Genomic DNA, 20288 nt, shown 5'->3' with positions numbered 1-20288 from the left:
ACAGGGCGAGAGGGGACAGCGGTGGCGGACGGCGGCAGGCGAGGGCGGGCGTTCATCGGATCGTTCACGGCGGCCGGCGGCCCCGGGATCGTGACGGCGGCCGTCGACCCACGAAGCGGCGCCCTGTCGCCGCTCAGCAGCGTGAACGGCGTGCCCGACCCCTCCTACCTGGCCCTCTCCCTGGACGGCGCCACCCTGTACGCGGTCAGCGAGACCACCGACGGCGCGGTCGCCGCGTACCGGGTGGCCGGTGACACGCCCGAGCGGACGGGACCCCCGGTGGCGGTCGGCGGGAGCGGTCCCACGCACCTCAGCGTGCACGACGGCCACGTCCTGACCGCCAACTACGGCTCCGGAAGCGTCAGCGCGCTCCCCGTCCGCCCCGACGGCAGCCTCGCCCGGGCCGCCTCCGCCGTCCTCGCCCACACCGGCTCCGGGCCGTACACCCCCCGCCAGCAGGGGCCGCACGCCCACCAGGTGCAGCCCGACCCGAGCGGGCGATGGGCGGTCAGCGTCGACCTCGGCACCGACTCGGTGCGGGTGTGCACGCTGCGCGACGGCGCCCTCGCCGTGCACCGCGAGAGCGCGCTGCGCCCCGGCTCCGGGCCGCGCCACCTGGCCTTCCACCCCGACGGCACGCACGCCTACGTCGTCAACGAGCTCACGCCGTCCGTCACGGTCTGCCGCTGGGACCCGTCCGACGGGGCGCTGAAGCCCCTGGGCGAGGTACCGGTGCTGCCGGCGGTCCCGGCCGGCGACGCCTACCCGTCGGGGATCGTCGTGGCGCCCGACGGACGGTTCCTGTGGACCGCGACGCGCGGTGAGGACGTGCTGTCGGTGTTCGCGGTCGAGGACGGGGGCGACACCCTGCGGCTCGCCGGCACCGTGCCCTGCGGCGGTCACTGGCCGCGCGCCCTCACCTGGTCCGACGGCCGCCTGTACGTCGCCAACGAACGCTCCGGCGACGTGACCTGGTTCGACGTCGACCCGGCGACCGGCCGGCCGGCCCGGGGCGGCTCGATCGCCGTACCGGCGGCGTCGTGCGTGGTGTTCGACGGCCGCCCCGCACCGGCCGCGCGCTGAGCGCCGCCCCGCGCCGCACACCACCTCGCCTCCCGAGGACCGCACCGGACACGCGAAGGGCCCGCCTCCCCCGAGGGAGCGGGCCCTTCGCGTGGTACGGCCGCGGCACCGGGTCAGCGCACCGGCGCGCCCTGCGGCTGCGGGGCGATGCCCAGGGCGGTCGTGTACTTGGCGAGCGCGAGCTTGCCGATCGCCGGGTACGGGCCGAGCGCCTCGGCCGCCGGGCAGCCCGCCTCCTCGGCCGCCGCGGCGAGCAGCGAGGCGTCGATCTCCGGCCCGATCAGGTACGGCGCGAGGGCCAGCTGCTGGGAGCCGGACGAGCGCAGCTGCTCGGCGACGGACGCGATGGAACCCTCCTGGTCGAGCGCGGCGGCCATCACCGGCACGGCGAGGCGCGCGGCGAGCAGCATGCCGGTGATCCCGGCGGCCTGCACGGCCTCCTCGCCGCCCACGGAGGCGAGGATGATGCCGTCGGCGGCCGTCGCCACGGTGAACAGGCGCGCGCGGTCCGCGCGGGCCAGGCCGGCCTCGGACAGCCGGACGTGCAGCGCCTCGGCGAGCAGCGGGTGCGGGCCCAGCACATCGGTGAGGTCGGCCGCCACGCGGCTCTCCATGACGGCCTGGCGGACCTGGCGCAGCAGGGCACTGTCCGGCCCGGCGAGCAGCGGCACGACGACCGCGACGGGGCCGTCCGGCTGCTTCACGTCCGCACCGGCGGCCACGGCCAGCTCGTACCGCGCCGTCCGCTCCTCGGAGATCCGGGCGAGCACGGACTGGAGCGTGGGGTACTCCGCTCCGTCCCCGTCCAGGTAACCGATGCGCGCGTCCAGGCCGGGGAGCTCGGAGCGGGCGATGCTCACGACCTCCTCGGCGAGGCCGCGGGTGGCCCCGCTCGGCGTGCCCGGCACCGCGAGGACGAGCGCGGGCGCGCCCTCGGGAGCCGCCAGGGGTTCGGGTCGGCGGTGCCGCCCGGGCTGGCGGGGGCGCGGCATTCGTACTGGCAGGCCGGACGCGGGCCCAGTGGGGGAGCTCATGGCGCCGCATGTTACTTGTTTCCGTGGCTCCCCTGTTCGGGGAGGGTGCAGGTGAGCGGTATCCGTCCGCTTTTGTCTGATGAGTTACGTACGGATCAGAAGTGATCAGCGTGTTTTCCGTACGACTTGTCCCCGACGGTGCCTTCCACCTGCTCCGTCGCCGACGTCACCACGTGCAACAGGGAGGCGTCGAGCGGCAGTGCGAGGGTGCCTCTGGCCAGCGCGGTGGCGAGGGCGGTCGCCCCGTGCAGCGGGTCCCCCTCGGCCGGCACCGGGCGGGCGTGCGGCAGTCGGCGGGCCAACTCCTCGCGCACGGGCGTGAGCAGGGCCTCGCCCGTCCTGAACAGCCCGCCGGTGAGCGCCACTCGGGCCCCGTCCCCGGCCGGGCACACCGCCGCCGCCGAGTCGGCCATGTGCCCGGCCGCCGCCCGCAGGATGTCCGCGGCGACCGGGTCCGTCGCCGCGCAGTCGGCCACCCGTGGCGCGAACGACGCCAGCACCGCCGGCCGGTCCGCCCGCGGGTACAGCAGCGCCGGCAGCCCGGTGACCGGCCCGAACTCCTCCTCCGCACACGCCAGCAGCGCAGCCGACCCCCTGGGCCGCCCGTCGTGCGCGCGTACGGCGGCCTCCAGGCCGGCCCGGCCGATCCAGGCCCCGCCGCCGCAGTCGCCGAGCAGATGGCCCCAGCCGTCCGCCCGGCGCCAGCGGGCGAGGTCCGTGCCGAGCGCGATCAGCCCCGTACCGGCGGCGACCACGGCCCCCGGACGCACCCCGAGGGCGCCGACGTAGGCGGTGACGGCGTCGGCGGCGAGGGCGACCCTGCGGACCCCGAACTCCCGGGCCAGCGCGCCGGGCAGCTCGGCGCGCAGGGCGTCGCCCAGCGTCCCGAAGCCGGCCGCGCCCACCGCGGCCGCCGCCAGGTGGCTGACCTCCGTCTCGGCCGTCAACGCCCGGACGGCTGGAACCAGTTGCTCCATCAGGTGCTCGGGGTCGATGCCCCGGGGCCCGGTGCGCACCGGTTCCTTCGTGGCCACCTCGGCCACCGCGTCTCGCGGCACGCCTCCCAGCGACCCGGCCTCCCGCAGCCCGTCACCGCGCGATCCGGCCTCCTGCGGTACGGCGCCGTGCGCCCCCGCTTCGCTCTCGACCACCCGCACCGCGACGCGCAGTCCCGAGCCGCCCGAGTCGACGGCGAGGACACCGGGCCGCCGGGGCGGGCCGCCGGTCACGGCAGGCGCCAGTCCACGGGCTGTCCGCCCTGACGGATCAACAGGTCGTTGGCCCGGCTGAACGGACGCGAACCGAAGAAGCCGCGGTCGGCCGACATCGGCGACGGGTGCGCGGACTCCACCGAGGGCAGATCGCCCAGCAGCGGGCGGAGGTTACGGGCGTCGCGGCCCCACAGGACGGACACCAACGGCTTGCCGCGCGCGGCCAGCGCGCGGATCGCCTGCTCGGTGACCTCCTCCCAGCCCTTGCCGCGGTGCGCGCCCGGGCTGCGCGGCGCCGTCGTCAGCGCCCTGTTGAGCAGCAGCACGCCCTGCCGCGTCCACGGCGTCAGGTCACCGTTGGACGGCTGGGGCACCCCCAGGTCGGCGGTGAGCTCCCGGAAGATGTTGATCAGGCTGCCGGGCAGCGGCCGCACCTCCGGCGCGACCGAGAACGACAGGCCGACCGCGTGCCCCGGCGTGGGGTAGGGGTCCTGCCCGACGATGAGGACACGGACCTCGTCGAAGGGCTGCTGGAAGGCCCGCAGGACGTTCGCCCCGGCCGGCAGGTAGGAGCGTCCCGCGGCGATCTCCGCGCGCAGGAAGTCGCCCATCGCGGCGATCCGTCCGGCGACGGGTTCCAGGGCCTTCGCCCAGCCCGGTTCGACGATTTCATGCAAGGGTCGTGGTGCCACGGGCGTCACCCTACTGCCGTACACGAGGTGACGATCAACCGATGGCCAAGACCCGGCCAGGACCATGTGCGCACAGACGTGCCCCCCCTTGTTTCCCCTGCTGTCTCTTGCCGCTGTGTCTCGTTGCTCCGGTCTGCTCTTCCCGTGGCTGCCCGCTCAGTCCACCACGGCGGCCCGCACGCACAGGACGTCGGGCAGGTGGGACGCCAACTGCCGCCAGCTGTCGCCGTCGTCGGCCGAGGCGTACACCTCGCCGTTGCGGTTGCCGAAGTAGATGCCCGCCGGGTCCGCGTCGTCCGTGCACAGGGCATCGCGCAGCACGGTGCCGTAGTGGTCCCCCTGGGGCAGGCCGGCCGCCAGCGGCTCCCACGTCCTGCCCGCGTCCGACGTGCGGAAGACCCGGCAGCGGCGCCCGGCGGGCACCCGGTCGGCGTCGGCGTTGATCGGGAACACGTAGGCGGTGCCCCCGCGGTGCGGGTGTGCCGCGACCGCGAAGCCGAAGGTGGACGGCAGGCCCTCGCCGATGTCGGTCCACTGCCCGCCCGCGTCGTCGCTGCGGTAGACGCCCCAGTGGTTCTGCAGGTACAGCCGGTCCGGACGGGCCGCGTCCCGGGCGACCTTGTGCACGCACTGGCCGAACTCCGGGTTCGGATCCGGCAGGAACACCGCGGACACCCCGGAGTTGGCCGGCGCCCAGCTGGTCCCGCCGTCCGTGGTGCGGAACACCCCCGCCGTGGACACCGCGACCGTCACCGCGCGCGGGTCGCGCCGGTCGGTGAGCACCGTGTGCAGGCCCTCACCGCCGCCGCCCGGCACCCACTTCGAGCGGGTGGGGTGCTCCCAGAGCGGGCGCACCAGCTCGAAGCTCTCCCCGCGGTCCTCCGAGCGGTACAGCGCGGCGGGCTCGGTCCCCGCGTAGACCACGTCCGGCTCGGCCGCCGCCGGGTGCAGCTGCCACACCCGCTCCAGCGAGGCCCCGGTGTCCTGGGGAAACTTCACGGCCGGCTTCGACGGCTCGGTCCAGGTGCGGCCGAGGTCGTCGGAGTGGAACACCGACGGGCCCCAGTGCGCGCTGTCCCCGCCGGCCAGCAGCCGCGGTTGGCCGCCCCGGGTGTCGATGGCGACCGAGTAGATCGCCTGTGCGTTGAAGGCGGGCGCGTCGTCGAACTCCCACGCGTCCCCGCGCCTGCGCCCCAGGAACAGGCCCTTGCGCGTGCCCACGGCGAGCAGTACCTCGGTCATCTGCGACCACCTCCGCGACGTCTTCGTCCCAGCCACCGGCCAGTCTGCACCCAGCCACTGACAGTCACCCCCCGGAAGGGCGTCGCCGCAGGTCACGACGGCGAGGGCAGAGGACCGTGAGCGGTGGACCGGCCGTCTTCGGCCGTCGGCGTGCGCGAGGTGGGGGACCCGTGCGACCGTCGGGACGAGGGAGTCGTCCTGAGCATCCGGGCGGCCGCCGCCGTATGGAAGGACGACAGCAGGTCCGGGATGTTCGCGCGCTGACGAGGAGGAAGCCTTCGATGGCGTTCCGTGGTCAGAAGGTGTGGCTGTGGCGCTGGCGGCGCAACCCGCTCAAGCGCCGTGCCGACACGCTGGAGGCCTGGGTGCTGCTCGGCGCCTGGGCGATCACGCTCCTCGTCGGCGTCTTCACCGGCTGGGCGTCCGCCGGTGCCGTGGAACACGAGCTGGCCCGGGAACGCGCCACCTGGCGGCCGCTCCAGGGGCTGCTGACCGAACAGGCCCCCGGCAAGGCGTCCGCCCAGCCCGGCGCCGCCGGTGACCGGGTGTGGGCGAAAGTCCGCTGGACCGCGCCGGACGGCTCGTCCCACACGGGCCAGGTCCGCGTGGACCCCGGCAGTCCGGCCTACAGCACGGTCACGCTGTGGACGGACCCGCGCGGCCACCTGGTCACCGAGCCCGCCGATCCGGACCAGGCCCGGGTGCGCGCCGCCCTGGTCGGCGTCCTCGCGGGCTGCGCCTGCGCCGCCGTCCCCTTCGTCGGCGGCCGTCTCCTGCGCGGCCGACTGGAGCGCCGCCGCGTCGACCAGTGGGACGCCGACTGGGCGCGTTTCGACCCGCTGTGGGGCCGACGACAGCCCGGCTAGCCGGGACCGGGCCGTGCGCTCACGCCCCCTCCACCACTACACGGCACAGCCGCAGCAGCTCCTCGTCGCAGGGAACGTCGTGGCTGCCGTACCCGTACGTCCGGGCCGTGTGCCGCCGCAGCCGGGCCAGTTCCGTCGCGGCCAGGTCCCGCAGGGGTGCCGCCGCCGGGCCCAGGGCCGCCAGACAGGCGGCGACGGCCCGCCGGACCGGAGGGTGCGCCGTCCACAGCTCCCGCAGGGGCCGGGCGACCTCCTCCGTGCCGCCGGTTATGGAGCACACCGCACCCGCGGCCGCCGCACGCTCCTCGGCGTCCCGGAGGTCCCGTCCGTGCTGCCCGTCCCGCGCCCCGTGCCCGTCGACCGCGCGTCCGCGCAGGGCGGGCAGCGCCGCCCCGGCCGCCGGGCCCAGCCGGGCGAGCCGGCGCGCGGCCAGGGTCCGGCGTCGCGCGTCGCCCGCCGCCAGGTCCTCCCGCAGCACGGGGAGGACGGCCGGCGCGTCCCGCTCGACGGCCCAGAGCGCAGCCGCCGCCGCACCCGCGTGTTCCCCGCCCAGCGCCGCCCGCAGGACGGGGACGGCCTCGCGTGCGGGAGGCCCGATGCCCTCCAGCGCCTCCAGCGCGACCTCCGTCAGCCGGGCACCCGGACCCCCGCCCCGGCCCCCCACCAGCCGCACCAGCTCCGGCACCGCCTCCGCCGCGCGCAGCGCCCCCAGTGCCCGGACCAGGGGAGCGGCACGCTCCACCGCGCCCGGCCGGTCGAGCGGGACCCGGCCGAGCGCGTGCCGTAACGCCGGGACCAGCGGAGCCCCCGCCCGGCCGAGGCACAGCACGGCCGAGCCCGCGTCCCGTGGCGGCTCCGGGAGCGACAGGACCTCCGCCAGCACCGGCACCGCCCGGGCGTCCCCCGTGCGGGCCAGCGCGTCCAGGGGAGCGCCCAGCACCGGACCGGAACCGCGCCAGTGCTGCACCCACAGATCGGGACGGGCGCCCACGAGCGCGTGCAGGTGATCGGCGGCCGGAGCGGCCAGGGCGAACAGGGTGCGCAGCACGGAGACGGCGGCGTCGCGCAACCGGCCCTCACCCTCGGCGAGTTGCTCCCCGACGCGCCTCACGGTGGCCGTGTGGTCCCCGCGCCACCCGCGGACCAGCGCCGCCGCCATCCACACGGCGTGGCACCGGTCGGTCGGGTCGGGACAGCCCAACTGGCCCTCCAGCAGCGCGGTCCGCTCGGCCAGCCGGTCGTCGAGGGCCGCGTGCAGCGTGCGCAGCAGCCGGGCGCCCTCCTCGTCCGAGGGGTGCGCACCGTGCAGCCGGTCCACCAGCGAGTCACCGCCCGGCCGAACGGGCGCGTGCGACACCCGCGCGCGCTGTGCGGACCGCTCCCGCAGCAGCCGTAGGGCCGTCGCCACCAGGTCCGGGGGCACGCGCTCGGGGGCGCAGCCGGTCAGCTGGGCGAGCGCGGCGAGGCGCGGCGCGGGCCCGTAGGGCGGGGCGCTCTGGGCCGCGAGCAGGTCCAGCGCCTCACCGGCCACCGCGGGACGACGCCGGACGACGAGGCCCAGGGCCTCGATGAGGCCGATCAGGACGCCGTCCTCGCGCTCGGCCGTCAGGCGCTCCCGCACCACCGCCAGGGCCCGCGCCGGGTCGTCGAGGAAACGGACGACCGCACCGGCCGCCGCCCGGCGCACGCCCGGGTCCGGGTCGGTGGTCAGCCGTACGAAGACCTCCGCGCCCGCGCGGACCGCCCCGGCCCCGTCACCGTCGCCACGGCCGTCGGCCCGGTCCCCGTCGCCGATGCTCACCAGCAGGTCCACGAGACCGGCCCGCTCCGGCACCCCTTCGTGGGCGGCCAGCCGGAGCAGGAACGGCACGCACGCGAGGGTCGCGTCGTACACCCGGCCCTGGTGGTGCAGCGAGCCGTACAGCTCGTCGAGCGCCGTGCCGCGCTCGGCGGGGTCCGCGGAGGTCAGCCCCCTGAGCAGTCCGGGCACGTCCTCCGCGCTGCCGTGCGCGTGCCGCAGCGAGGCCCAGTCGACCTCGTGGATCCCCGTGAACACGTTGTCCTCCCCCGGACGAAGTGTCGGACGCGCCGGCGGTCGTACCGGCTGATCACGAGTCTGCACCACGCCACTGACAACGAACCGGAATCGAGTGGTGACTCACAGAAACCCCCCAGGGGGGCCCGGCCGCTCAGCCCGCCGCGGGCAGCGCCCTCTCCAGGATGGCGTCCACGTCGGCGCCGTCGGGCAGCGTGCCGAAGGAGTGGCCCCAGTCGCCGCCCAGCCGGGTGGCGCAGAACGCGTCGGCCACTGCCGAGGGGGCGTGCCGCACCAGCAGGGACGCCTGGAGCGTCAGCGCCATGAGCTCCACCAAGCGGCGCGCGCCGGACGGGGTCGCCGTGGCCAGGGTGTCCTTCAGGCGGGTGACGGCGGCGTCCAGGCGCGCGTCCGCCCCGCGCGCGGGGGCGAGTTCGGCGAACAGGGCGTCGACCGTCGCCGGGTCGCGGCCCAGCGCCCGCAGGACGTCGAGGGCGTTGACGTTGCCGGAGCCCTCCCAGATCGACAGCAGGGGGGCCTCGCGGTAGTGGCGGGGCATGCCGGAGTCCTCGACGTAGCCGTTGCCGCCCAGGCATTCCAGGGCCTCCGCGGTGAAGGCCGGACCGCGCTTGGTCACCCAGTACTTGCCGACGGCCGTGGCCAGGCGCCGGAAGGCGCGCTCGCCCTCGTCCCCGCGCACCGCGCGGTCGGCGGCCCCGGCCAGTCGCAGCGCGAGGGTCGTGGCCGCCTCGGACTCCAGCGCCAGGTCGGCCAGGACGTTGCGCATCAGCGGCTGGTCGACCAGCCGCGCCCCGAAGGCGCTGCGGTGCCGCACGTGGTGGCCGGCCTCCACCAGGGTCTTGCGCATCAGCGTCGCCGACGACATCACGCAGTCCAGGCGCGTGCAGTTGACCATCTCGATGATCGTCTTCACGCCCTGCCCCTCGGGCCCCACCAGCCACGCCACGGTTCCGTCGAACTCGGGCTCGGAGGACGCGTTGGAGTGGTTGCCGAGCTTGTCCTTCAGGCGCTGGATGCGGAACGCGTTGCGGGTGCCGTCCGGCAGCACCCGCGGCACCAGGAAGCAGGACAGTCCCTCCGGGGCCTGCGCGAGCACCAGGAAGACGTCGCACATCGGCGCCGAGGTGAACCACTTGTGCCCGCGCAGGGTGTACACGCCGGCCTCGGCGGTCGCAGTGGCCGTCGTGGTGTTGGTGCGCACGTCGGAGCCGCCCTGCTTCTCCGTCATCCCCATCCCGGCGAGCAGTCCGCGCTTGTCGGCGGGCACGCGCAGCCCCGGGTCGTACGCGCGCGAGGTGAGCAGCGGCTCGTAGACCTTCGCGAGGTCGGGCTGCCGGCGCAGGGCGGGGACCGCCGCGTACGTCATCGACGTGGGGCAGCCGTGCCCGGCCTCCGTGTGCCCCCACACCAGGCCGCCCGCGGTCCGGGCGACGTGGGCGCCGGGCCGCGCGTCCGCCCAGGGCGCTCCCGCGAGGCCTTCCTCCACCGCGACCCGCATCAGCTCGTGCCAGCTCGGGTGGAAGTCGACCTCGTCCACGCGGTGGCCGTACCGGTCGTGCGTGCGCAGCACGGGCGCGTGCCGGTTGGCCAGCTCGCCCCACTCCTGCGCCTCCTCGCTCCCGGCCCGGCGGCCCAGCCGGCGGATCCCCTCCTCGGCCCAGTCCGCGCCCTCCCGGCGCAGGCCCTCCAGCAGGGCGGCGTCCTGCGAGGCGTCGTACGGCGCGAGGGGCGGCGGCTGGTTGCTGACGGCGTGGGTGGAGTACGGCTGCGGCGACGCGGGTGTATGGACCATGCGGCCATGTTGCACCTTCGCTGCGGGCGCAGCAATACTGCAACACGACGCGGCGCACGTAAGGTACCTGGCCATGCGGAGGAACGTGGCGGAGGACGCCGGCGAGGCCGGTCTGCGGCCCCTGTCGGCGCGGTCGGTGGTGCTCAGCCTGCTGCTCGGCGCCGATCCGCCCGAGCTGCCCGTGAAGGACCTCGTGCGCCTGATGGAGCCCTTCGGCATCGGCGGTTCCACCCTGCGGGCCGCGCTGAGCCGCATGGTGGCCGCCGGCGACCTGCGGCGCGCGGACGGCGTCCACGGCCTGAGCGACCGGCTGCTGGAGCGCCGGCGCCGCCAGGACGAGGCCGTGCACCCCCGCACGCGCGCGTGGCACGGCGACTGGGAGACCGTCGTCATCACCGCGACCGGCCGCGGCCCCGCCGAACGCGCCGACCTGCGCGCCCGGCTGACCGACCTGCGCCTGGCCGAACTCCGCGAGGGCGTGTGGCTGCGCCCCGCCAACCTCGACCGCCGCCTCCCCGCGGTGCTCCCCGCCGCGCTCGCGGACGCCGTACGGTGCCTCACCGCGCGGCCCGAGGAACCCGCCCGGGAACTCGCCGCCTCCCTCTGGCCGTTGGAGGAGTGGGCCGCCACCGCCCGGACCCTCCTCGGTCGTGCCGCCCGTGCCGAGGACCCCGCCGACCGCTTCACCACCTACGCCGCCGTGGTGCGGCACCTGCTCGCCGACCCCGTCCTGCCCACCGTGCTGCTGCCCGCCGACTGGCCCGGCGCCCGGCTGCGCACCGCGTACGACGGCTACCGCCGGGAGCTGACCGACTCGGTGCGCGGCGTGTCGGCCGGACGCGTACCGTGACCTGGCGCGGGGGCACGCGGCGCGGGGCACGGAGAGGCCGCCGGCCCGCGGCGGGCGGGTCGGCGGCCTCCTTCCCGTGGGAGCGGGCTGCTCGGGCGCGCTACTTGTAGGTGATGTCCGACGAGGAGTACTTGCAGTAGGTCCCGTCCGGGCCGGAGCCGTTGGTGGTCGGCTCCTTGCCCGTGTTGTTCCCGATGTACTTCTGGCACGGGACGATCTTCTTGCTGCTGTCCCCGACGATCGTGACGGCCTTCAGGGTCGCGCTGTCGCCGTAGTTGGTGTTGATGCCGACGAGCTTGTTGCCCTTGTAGGTCGCCTCGATCGTGTTGAGGTTGATCGTCCGCTTGTACTGCGTCTTGCAGTTGCCGCAGGAGCGGACGAACGTGCCGAAGTTCTTCACGGCGAAGTTCGACACGTTGAGCGTCCCGGCGCCGTTGAACTGGAAGACCTTGTCACTGGCCTCCTTCGCACCGCCGCCGGAGACGGTGTACACGTTCGACGAGGAGGAGCCGAGGAAGGTCGCCGCGTCCTCGCCGACGTCCTCCCACCAGACGTTCTGCAGCGTGCAGCTGCCCAGGCAGTGGATGCCGTCGGCGGCGGGGGAGCCGATGATGACGTTCTTCAGCACGGCGCCGGCGGCCAGCTCCAGGATCGGGCCCTGGTCCTCGTCCTGGCTGCCGGAGCCGAGGTCGCCGCTGCCGTAGAGGCGCTTCATGCCGTAGTCCTTGGTGCCGGACACGGAGATGGTCGAGGAGACCGCCTGGCTGCCGTTGGCCGTCGGCCAGGTGGCCGCGCTCGCCGGGGTGAGGCCCCCGCTTACCATGATCATGCCAAGCGAGAGTCCGAGTGTGGCGAGGGCGCCGGTCAGGGCGCGCCCCCGGGGGAGTCCTGCTGCGTTCATGTGGCGTTGCCTTTCGCGTGGGGGAGTGGGGTGGACGGGGTCAGATCTTCCCTGCGCCCGCGCCGGCCGTCACCGAGGCGACCACCGACGAGGCGGGCTCGGCGGTGTAGCCGTACGGCGCCTTCGTGAACGTGCCGACCCGGGAGATCTCGGTCGCGGCTCCGCCGAGGTCGTTGCCGGTCAGGTTGGCGTAGCCGTCCTCGTCGCTGTCACGGCTCGTGGTGACCGCGACCGTCGTCGAGCGGAACACGTTGTTCTCCACGAGCATCTGCGCGCCCATCCGCGAGTGCACGGCCGTCTCGGCGCCCACGACGTAGTTGTCGTAGAAGTGACCAGTGCCGAACCGCAGGCTGGGGATGCGGGAGTTGACGTTGTTGAACCAGTTGTGGTGGTACGTCACCCGCAGGTGCCCGGTGTCCTCGCCCGCGTTGCTGTCGCTGTGGCCGACGAGCGAGCCCTTGTAGTGGTCCTTGAAGGTGTTCCAGGACACGGTGACGTAGTCCGACCCGTGCGTGACGTCCACCAGGCCGTCGTAGTAGTCCTTGCCGTGACTCCGGTCCGAGGACAGGGAGTTGTGGTCGATCCACACCTTCGTCGACGCCTGCACGGTGATCGCGTCCGTCGAGACGGGCTTGCTGAGGTTCAGGTTGCGCAGGACGACGTTGGAGACCTTCTTCAGCCGCAGACCGCCGCCGGTGAACCCGGACGACGAACCGACGCCCAGGACGGTGGTGTTGGAGCCGACGTCCACCTGACCGCTCAGCGAGATCAGGCCGTTGACCTTCACGACCTTCGCGGTGCCGCCGGACACGGCGGTCTTGAAGGCGTCCAGCGTCGAGACGGTCACCGCGGAGGCGCTGCCGCCGCCGGTCGTTCCCGCGCCGAACCCGACGGGTGCCGAGTCGGCCGCGGCGGCCGGCTGGGGCAGGGCGACCGCGACGGCCGCCGCGAGCGCCGCCGCGACGGCGGTCAGGCCGGTCGTCGCCTTGCGTGCGGAACGGTGCGCCTGGGTGCGTGGGGGGCGAGTGCGCATGGGGGTGCGTCCCTTCGAGAAGCCTGTGGGGTCATGTACGTGAACGATAGTCGTGCTGATGAACAGCGTTCCCGTGGGATGCGACCTTTCTGGGGTCTGGCGGAGCGGCTCGGTCACATCGCTGAACGGACCGTAGGGGGCAAGCGCTTTCTAGTCAACGCCTCGCGCGCCCCGCTTTCCGTCGTCCCAGGTGGGAAGAGAGGGCTTTCCGGCCAGGGGCGTGGGAGCGCTTCCACGGACGGCGTGTGCATGCCACCATGCGAGGCGAAGTCAGCCCGGACACCCGCCCGAGAGGGACCCCCCCCATGTCCGACATCCCCGTGATCGCGCCGCCCCGCACCGCTCGCCCCGGCCCGCCGCGTCCCCGCGGCCCCCTGCGTTCCGCCCTCGCCGCCCTGCTCCTGCTGTGCGCGGCGGTGCTCGGCGCCGCGGCACCCGCCGCCTCCGCCCACACCGGTGACCGGCCCGCAGCGGCCGTCCCGGCGGCCGCCCTCACCGAGGTCACCGGCTTCGGCGCCAACCCCAGCAACCTGCGGATGTACGTGTACGTCCCGGCGAGCGTCACCGCGCACCCGGCGGTCGTGGTCGCCGTCCACTGGTGCACGGGCTCCGGCCCGGACATGTACAACGGCACCGAATACGCCTCGCTCGCCGACCGGTCGGGCTTCGTCGTGGTGTACCCGTCGGTCACCCGCGCCAGCAAGTGCTTCGACGTCTCCTCGCCGCAGGCCCTGCGCCGCGACGGCGGCAGCGATCCCGTCGGCATCCGTTCCATGGTCGACTGGGTCACCCGCACCTACGCCGCCGACACCTCCCGCGTCTTCGTCACCGGCATCTCCTCCGGCGCGATGATGACCAACGTGCTGCTCGGCGACTATCCCGACGTGTTCGCCGCGGGCGCCGCGTTCGCCGGCGTCCCCTTCGGCTGCTTCGCCACCACCGACGGCTCCGAGTGGAACAGCGCCTGCTCCGGCGGCACGATCAACCGCACGCCCCGCGAGTGGGGCGACCTCGTCCGCGCCGCCTACCCCGGTTACACCGGCCCCCGGCCGCGCATGCAGCTCTGGCACGGCACCGAGGACGACACGCTGCGCTACCCGAACTTCGGCGAGGAGATCGACCAGTGGACCGACGTGCAGGGCGTGAGCCGGACCCCCGCCGCCACCGACGCGCCGGCCGCCGGGTGGACCCGCACCCGCTACGGCAGCACCGGTGACCGCGCCCCCGTCGAGGCCATCAGCCTCCAGGGCGTCGGACACGGCGTCTACGCCCGGGGCATGGGCTCCCGGGTGCTGACCTTCTTCGGGCTGGACGGCACCGGCACCACGCCCCCGCCGCCCGTACCCGGTGGCTGCGTGGTCAAGTCGGCGGTCAGCGCGTGGAACACGGGCCTCACCAACTCCGTCACGATCACCAACACCGGTACCGCGGCGATCAACGGCTGGCAGCTCGCCTTCACCCTGCCGACGGGACAGACGATCACCAACGGATGGGGTGCCACGTACGCGCCGGCCTCCGGAGCCGTCACGGCCACGAACGCGTCGTACGACGGAACCATCGCGCCGGGCACGAGCGTGACCATCGGCTACCAGGCGGCCCACTCCGGCAACAGCGCGGCGCCCGCGGCCTTCACCCTCAACGGCCAGGCCTGCACGGCCGGGTGACGGGCGCGGGCCGACGGCGGCCCCGGCACCCGTGCCGGTGCCCGACGTCACGACGGTGCCCGGGGGTCAGGTCCCCGGGCACCGTCGCGCGACAGTGGCCGGCCACTGCGGCCGGGCGGATCGGGTCAGTAGGGCAGCAGGCGGCCCGACGGCGTCCGACGGTCGATCTCCGTCTCGCGGGCCGTCGGACGGGGGCGGTGGCTCACACGGATACGGGTCTGGCGGTTCATGGCGCCCTCCTCACGTCCGATGCGCCCAGCCTCGTCGAGGACGGCGCCCGGCACATCGTGCCCGGGGAGTCGATCTACCCCCTCCAGGGGGTGGAGATGCGGCGCGCGCCGTACTTCTCGGGAAGGACGCGGAACGTTCCCGGACGGATCCGGATCTTTCGCTCACCCACGTCGAGGACAAGTCGGGCGAAACGGTCGAGGGAACCGCGTGATGACCGGCGCGTCGAGGGCACCCGGAGAGGCCGACGGCGAAGTCTCGCGAGGTGAGGGCCATGACCGTGCAGCAGTCGTCCACGTCGGCGCACCCGGGGCCGGTGCGCACCGCGGCGTCGACGCTGGGGAAGGTGCCGGGTGCCGGTCTGGTGGGCCGGGTGGCCGGCGGCGCGTGGCACAGGGCCGGTGCCCTGTCCCCGCGCGGACGGCGCATGGCGGTGTACGCCGGCGCCGGCGTCCTCGGTGTCGCCGGGGTCGTGGAGTGGCCGGTCGCGGTCACCGGGGCCGCGGTGGCCTGGCTGACCCGTCCCCGGCCCGAGGAGCGGTGGGACGCCGGCCCGCAGGGGAAGGGCGGGGCGCACGGCGTCACCGGGAGCGCGGCGCACGGCGCGGCGAAGGCGTCGACCGGCGGCCGCGCGGCACGGACCGCACAGCGCAAGGGCTCGGCGACCTGGACCACTCGGGCGGGCACGTCCGCGCATGCTGCCGGTGGCGAGCGGGCAGCGGAGTCCTCCGGTTCCGAGCAAGCGGCGCAGACCTCCGGTGGCGAGCGGACGGCCGGTCCGGCTCACGCGGCCGGTCCCGGACCGGCGGGCGGCACGGGTGGGGCGGCCGGTGCGGCCCAGGGCGAGGGCACCAGCTCCGCTGCCGATGCGGCCCAGGGCAAGGACACCGGCCCCGAGGCGGGCCCCTCCCGCAGCGAGGACACCAGTGTCGCGGCCGGCGCTGCGAAGGACACGGGCACCGGCCCCGCGGCCGGCGACGGGGCGACCACCGGTGCGACCGCTGAGCGCAGCGCCCCGCAGGACACTCCGGCCGCCGGAGCCCGCGACGGGGCGGTGGCCCCCACGGACGGGTCCGGTTCGGCCGACGGCGGGAAGTGAGGGACGGCGATGGCGCTGGGAGTGTGGAAGGTCCCGGCCGCGGTGGCCGCCGGGGTACTGCCGGGAGGTCCGCGGCTGGAGCGGGGCGGTTCGCCCGTCGCCGACCTGGCCGTGGGCGCCGTGGGTGTCGCCGCGGGCGCCGCGGCCGGAGCCGTACGGGCCGGCGTGCGCGGGGTCGACACCGCCGCCCGGGTCGGCCGGGTGACCCGCCACGCGGTGACGGGCGCGCGCGGCGCCTGGCGGTCCGGTCGCCGCGCGCACCTCGCGCTGCGGCCCACCTCGGGCGAGAAGGTCGACCGGCTGGGCGGCCTGGAACAGGCGGCGCGCCGGGTGGCCCGCACCCTGGCCGAGCGGCCGGACGTCGCCTACGCCTACTGGGACGGCGGGCTGGGCCGGCTGGTGCTGGCCGCGACCGAGGACGCCGTCGCCGACCGGGTGCTCGACCGGGCGGCCGAACTGGCCGAACGGCACGGTCTCGGCCCGAGCGACGACCCGGTGGAGGAGTTCCCCCACCCCGGCGACCCGGCCGGGGTGCGCAACGCCACGGCCGCCCTGCTGACCGACCTGGCGGGCACCGCGGCCGGGCTGACCGCGTACGCGCTGCGCCTGCCGCCCTCGCCGCGCCTGGTCACGGCCGCGGTGACGCTGCTGCGCGAGAACCCCCGCTTCCGCGGGCTGCTGAGCCGGCGCGTCGGCCGGTCCCGCATGGACCTGCTGCTCGCCGCGGCCAATGCCACCGCGCACGCGGCGGGCCAGACGCCGACGGCCCTGGTCCTGGACGGCACGCTGCGGGGCCTCCAGCTCACGGAGACCGTCGCGCGCGCCACCGCCTTCGACGCGGCCCACGACCTGCTGTGCGCGCCGGATCGCGTCCGCGCCTCCGCCGGGACCGTGCCCCGGCCGCCGCTGCGTCCGTCCCCCGCCGCGGAGTACGCCGCCAACGCGGGCACCGGGAGCGTGCTGGGTGCCGCGGCGACCCTGCTGATCAAGCACGACGCGAACGAGGCGGCCGAGGCCGTGCTCGCCGGCTCGCCCAAGGCGGCCCGCTACGGCCCCGCGGCGTTCAACGCGGTCCTGTGCTGTGCGCTGGCGCGCTCGGGCGTGGTGGTGCGCGACAGCGAGCGGCTGCGCCAGCTGGAGACGGTGGAGTCGGTGCTGCTGCACCCCAGTGCGCTGCGCGCGCCGGGCGGCGGTGTCGACGCCTGGGCCGAGGCCGTGCTGGACGCGGCGCGCGGCGCCGGGCTGCGGGTGGTGATGGTGGACGACCCGGCCCTCGCGGACTTCACCGTCCTCGCGGACCACGTGGTGCCGGCGGACCGGCCCCTGACCGAGGCGGTCGCATCCCTGCGCCGTCGCGGCAGGGTCCTCACCGTGGCCCGCCACCTCCCGGCGCCCGCGGACGACGGCGCTGCGCCTGGCCCGGACACGGCACGCGCACCGGGCGAGGTGCCCGAGGCGGGCACCGCCCGCGCACCGAGCCAGGCGTACGACCCCGGCGCGACGCCCGGCCCCGACGGCCCCGCACACCGCGGCGACGGGTCCCCGGACGCCACCGGCCCCCGGGCACCCGGCGACGCCGGGCGGCCCTCCCACGGCACCGGTGACGGGACGACCGCCCCGGACGACGTCCTGGCCGGTCTGCTGGCCGGTGACGTGGCCGTGGCGACGGCGAACGGCGACGCCGCCGTCGCCTGGGCCGCCGATGTGATCGCCCCCGGCGGCCTCCCGGACGTCTGGCGGCTGCTGCGGGCCGTACCGGCCGCGAAGGCCGTGAGCGGCCGGGCCCAGACCCTGGCCAAGTCGGGTGCCGCCCTGTCGGGACTGATGGTGGCCGTCGGCGATGCCGGCCGCGGCGGGCGCCGCACCCCGCTGCCCGGTCTGCGCCACGCGCCCGTGGACGTGGCCGCCGCCGCTGCCCTGCTGGGCGGCGCACGGAGCGCCCTGGGCGTCGCGCTGGCCCGCTCCCCGCACCCACGGGAGCGCGTCGCCTGGCACGACCTGCACCCCGACGACGTACGGGACCGTCTGGCGCGGCGTCCGCAGGAGCAGCCCGGTCTGTCGGAGCAGGCGGCCAACCGGGTCCAGGCCGCCGCCGGGCGCGCCGGACGCGTCCCCGCGCTGAAGCCGCTGGGCTGGACGGTCCAGCTGGCCCGGGCGGTGCGCCACGAGCTGGACGATCCGCTCACGCCGGTGCTGGCGGTGGGCTCCGCCGCCGAGGCGGTCCTCGGCTCGGCCGCGGACGCCCTGCTGGTCGTCGGCGCGCTCGACCTGAACGCCCTGGTGGGCGGCGTCCAGCGGTTGCGGGCCGAGCGCGCGGTGGCCGCACTGCTCAAGGAGCACCGGCAGAAGGCCCGTATCGCCGCCGAGGACGCCGGGGACGACGGACCGCGCACCGTCGACGCCGCCAAGCTGCACCCGGGCGACGTGATCGAGCTCCAGGCGGACGACGTGGTGCCCGCCGACGCGCGCCTGCTGTGGGCGGACGGGCTCGAGGTCGACGAGTCGGCGCTCACCGGTGAGTCGCTGCCCGTGGACAAGCAGACCGAGCCGACACCGCGGGCCTCGGTGGCCGACCGCCGCTGCATGGTGTTCGAGGGCACCACGGTGGTGGCGGGCCACGCGCGTGCGGTGGTCGTGGAGACCGGCGACCGCACCGAGGCGTCGCGCGCCGTCCACCTGGCCGCGCGCACGCCCCCGGCCGCCGGTGTCCAGGCCCGGCTGCAGGAACTCACCCGTAAGGCCCTGCCGTTGACCCTCGCCGGGGGCGCCGCGGTGACCGGTCTGTCGCTGCTGCGGGGCACCCCCCTGCGCGACGCGGTGAGCGGCGGCGTCGCGGTGGCCGTGGCCGCTGTGCCCGAGGGGCTGCCGTTGGTGGCGACCGTCGCCCAGCTCGCGGCGGCCCGCCGGCTCAGCCGGCGCGGGGTGCTGGTGCGCGCGCCGCGCACCCTGGAGGCGCTGGGCCGCATGGACACCGTGTGCTTCGACAAGACCGGCACCCTCACCGAGAACCGGCTCCGGCTGGTCCGGGTCACCGAGGCCGACGGCACGGCCCACGGCCGGGACGAGGCGGTGGACGGCCACACGCTCACCGTCGCCGCGCGGGCCTGCCCCCGGACGAACGGCGGCTCCGACCGCCCGGTGCACGCCACCGACGAGGCGGTGCTGGAGGCGGCCGGTGACGACCCGGAGTGGACCCAGACGGAGGGCCTGCCCTTCGAGGCGGCCCGGGGCTACGCCGCCGCCGTGGGCCACGCCGCCGACGGCGGGCGCACCCTGGTGGTCAAGGGCGCCCCGGAGAACGTCCTGCCCGCCTGCACGGCCGGTGCCGACGAGGCGGACGACACCGCGCACCGCCTGGCCGGGAACGGGCTGCGGGTGCTGGCGGTCGCCGAACGCCGCCTGCGCGACGGCGAGACGGACGCCGACGCCCTCGAAGGGCCGCTGGGGGAACTGGAGTTCACCGGACTGGTGGCGCTCGCCGACGTGGCCCGTGAGACCTCCCCGGAACTGGTGCGGTCCCTCGAAGAGGCGGGCGTGCGGCCGGTGATGCTCACCGGTGACCACCCGCAGACCGCGCGGGCGATCGCCGTCGAGCTCGGCTGGTCCGAGGACACCGTCGTGGTCACCGGCGACGAGCTGGCGTCGGCCGACCGCTCGGAACGCGCCGGCATCCTGCGCGACGCCGGGGTCGTCGCCCGGGTCGCGCCGGAGCAGAAGCTCCAGGTGGTCGAGGCCCTGCGGGACGCCGGCCGGGTGGTCGGCATGGTCGGCGACGGCGCCAACGACGCCGCCGCGATCCGGGCCGCCGACGTCGGCGTCGGCCTCAACGCGCGCGGCTCGGCCGCCGCCCGCAACGCCGCCGACATCGTCCTGACCGACGACGACATGCGGGTCCTCATCGAGGCCGTCCACGAGGGCCGCGCCCTGTGGCACAGCGTCGCCGACGCCATCGCCATCCTGATCGGCGGCAACGCGGGCGAGGTGGGCTTCGGCATCGTCGGCACCCTGCTGGGGCGCAGGGCGCCGCTGTCCACGCGGCAGATGCTGCTGGTGAACCTGTTCACGGACCTGTTCCCGGCGATGGCCGTGGCGGTCACCCCGGTGCCGCGGGCGACCGAGGAGACGGACGGACCGCTCGGCACCTCGCTGCTGGGCGCGCCGCTGATCGAGCAGATCCGGCACCGCGCGCTGACGACCTGTCTGGGCGCCGTGGCGGCCTGGCTGTTCGGTCGCTTCACGCCGGGTACGCAGCGCCGGTCGACCACGATGGCGCTGTGCGCGGTGGTCGGTACCCAGCTGGCGCAGACGCTGGCCGACCGCCGCGAGAGCGGACTGGTGCGGGCGACCGTGCTGGGCTCGGCCGTCGCCCTGGTGCTGCTGGTGCAGACGCCCGGCGCGAGCCGTCTCTTCGGCTGCACCCCGCTCGGACCGGTCGCGTGGGCCGGGGTGTGCGGCTCCATCGCCCTCGCCCTGGCGGGCCAGCGGGTCCTGCCCCGCCTGGAGGAGACGGTGCTCCGCCTGAAGCGGTGAGGGGCGG

15 protein-coding genes are annotated in these 20288 nt (G+C 75.9%); 7 read left to right on the top strand and 8 right to left on the bottom strand.

Annotated elements, in window-relative coordinates; genetic code table 11:
• Positions 1-21 precede the first annotated feature (21 nt).
• A complete protein-coding gene (locus E4U91_RS04750) occupies positions 22-1083 on the top strand; it encodes a lactonase family protein (protein ID WP_137305458.1) in 1062 nt (353 codons plus the stop codon).
• 113 nt (positions 1084-1196) lie between these two features.
• On the opposite strand, the gene E4U91_RS04745 is transcribed toward E4U91_RS04750, so the two are convergent.
• The 4 genes from E4U91_RS04745 to E4U91_RS04730 form a co-directional block, all read right to left on the bottom strand.
• Positions 1197-2117: a sirohydrochlorin chelatase gene (locus tag E4U91_RS04745; RefSeq protein ID WP_137305456.1), complete on the bottom strand. Its 921-nt coding sequence runs from the start codon at positions 2115-2117 to the stop codon at positions 1197-1199.
• A 95-nt stretch (positions 2118-2212) separates the two neighbouring features.
• Positions 2213-3346, bottom strand: a complete 1134-nt coding sequence (locus E4U91_RS04740; RefSeq protein WP_137305454.1) for an N-acetylglucosamine kinase — start codon at positions 3344-3346, stop codon at positions 2213-2215.
• Positions 3343-4020, bottom strand: a complete 678-nt coding sequence (locus E4U91_RS04735) for a uracil-DNA glycosylase (protein ID WP_067227687.1) — start codon at positions 4018-4020, stop codon at positions 3343-3345. Before E4U91_RS04735 ends, E4U91_RS04740 begins: the two co-directional genes overlap by 4 nt.
• Before the next feature lie 156 nt (positions 4021-4176).
• Positions 4177-5262 (bottom strand): WD40/YVTN/BNR-like repeat-containing protein, encoded by a 1086-nt coding sequence (locus E4U91_RS04730; protein ID WP_137305452.1) that lies wholly within the window; start codon positions 5260-5262, stop codon positions 4177-4179.
• Positions 5263-5385: 123 nt separating this feature from the next.
• Between E4U91_RS04730 and E4U91_RS38025 the strand changes: the two genes are divergently transcribed.
• Both E4U91_RS38025 and E4U91_RS04725 read left to right on the top strand, forming a co-directional pair.
• Positions 5386-5526 carry a hypothetical protein gene (locus tag E4U91_RS38025; protein ID WP_168218067.1) on the top strand — a complete coding sequence of 47 codons (141 nt, stop codon included), beginning with the start codon at positions 5386-5388 and terminating at the stop codon, positions 5524-5526.
• Between the two features lie 17 nt (positions 5527-5543).
• Entirely contained in the window at positions 5544-6128 is a 585-nt protein-coding gene (locus E4U91_RS04725; RefSeq protein ID WP_137305450.1) for an Rv1733c family protein, read from the top strand.
• A 19-nt stretch (positions 6129-6147) separates the two neighbouring features.
• Here the strand turns inward: E4U91_RS04725 and E4U91_RS04720 are convergent, their stop codons facing one another.
• Positions 6148-8184 (bottom strand): HEAT repeat domain-containing protein, encoded by a 2037-nt coding sequence (locus E4U91_RS04720; protein ID WP_137305448.1) that lies wholly within the window; start codon positions 8182-8184, stop codon positions 6148-6150.
• A gap of 133 nt (positions 8185-8317) precedes the next feature.
• Positions 8318-9976 (bottom strand): acyl-CoA dehydrogenase family protein, encoded by a 1659-nt coding sequence (locus E4U91_RS04715; protein WP_137305446.1) that lies wholly within the window; start codon positions 9974-9976, stop codon positions 8318-8320.
• 73 nt (positions 9977-10049) lie between these two features.
• On the opposite strand from E4U91_RS04715, the gene E4U91_RS04710 reads away from it, so the two are divergent.
• Positions 10050-10826, top strand: a complete 777-nt coding sequence (locus E4U91_RS04710; protein ID WP_137305444.1) for a PaaX family transcriptional regulator C-terminal domain-containing protein — start codon at positions 10050-10052, stop codon at positions 10824-10826.
• A 100-nt stretch (positions 10827-10926) separates the two neighbouring features.
• Here the strand turns inward: E4U91_RS04710 and E4U91_RS04705 are convergent, their stop codons facing one another.
• A complete protein-coding gene (locus tag E4U91_RS04705) occupies positions 10927-11727 on the bottom strand; it encodes a pectate lyase (protein WP_137305442.1) in 801 nt (266 codons plus the stop codon).
• Positions 11728-11767: 40 nt separating this feature from the next.
• Positions 11768-12760, bottom strand: coding sequence for a pectate lyase family protein (locus E4U91_RS04700; RefSeq protein WP_137305440.1), 993 nt, complete (start codon positions 12758-12760; stop codon positions 11768-11770).
• Between the two features lie 305 nt (positions 12761-13065).
• On the opposite strand from E4U91_RS04700, the gene E4U91_RS04695 reads away from it, so the two are divergent.
• The 3 genes from E4U91_RS04695 to E4U91_RS04680 all read left to right on the top strand — a co-directional run bounded on the left by E4U91_RS04695 (position 13066) and on the right by E4U91_RS04680 (position 20281).
• Positions 13066-14424, top strand: coding sequence for an extracellular catalytic domain type 1 short-chain-length polyhydroxyalkanoate depolymerase (locus tag E4U91_RS04695; RefSeq protein ID WP_137305438.1), 1359 nt, complete (start codon positions 13066-13068; stop codon positions 14422-14424).
• Positions 14425-14926: 502 nt separating this feature from the next.
• On the top strand, positions 14927-15751 hold the full coding sequence (locus tag E4U91_RS39755) for a hypothetical protein (protein WP_174867752.1): 825 nt from the start codon (positions 14927-14929) through the stop codon (positions 15749-15751).
• A gap of 9 nt (positions 15752-15760) precedes the next feature.
• Complete coding sequence (locus tag E4U91_RS04680) at positions 15761-20281, top strand: cation-translocating P-type ATPase (protein WP_241678504.1); 4521 nt, start codon at positions 15761-15763, stop codon at positions 20279-20281.
• Positions 20282-20288: the final 7 nt, after the last annotated feature.

It is taken from the genome of Streptomyces lasalocidi (assembly GCF_005280215.1).
Lineage (GTDB): Bacteria > Actinomycetota > Actinomycetes > Streptomycetales > Streptomycetaceae > Streptomyces > Streptomyces longwoodensis.
This window is presented reverse-complemented; position numbering and strand designations above follow the sequence as displayed.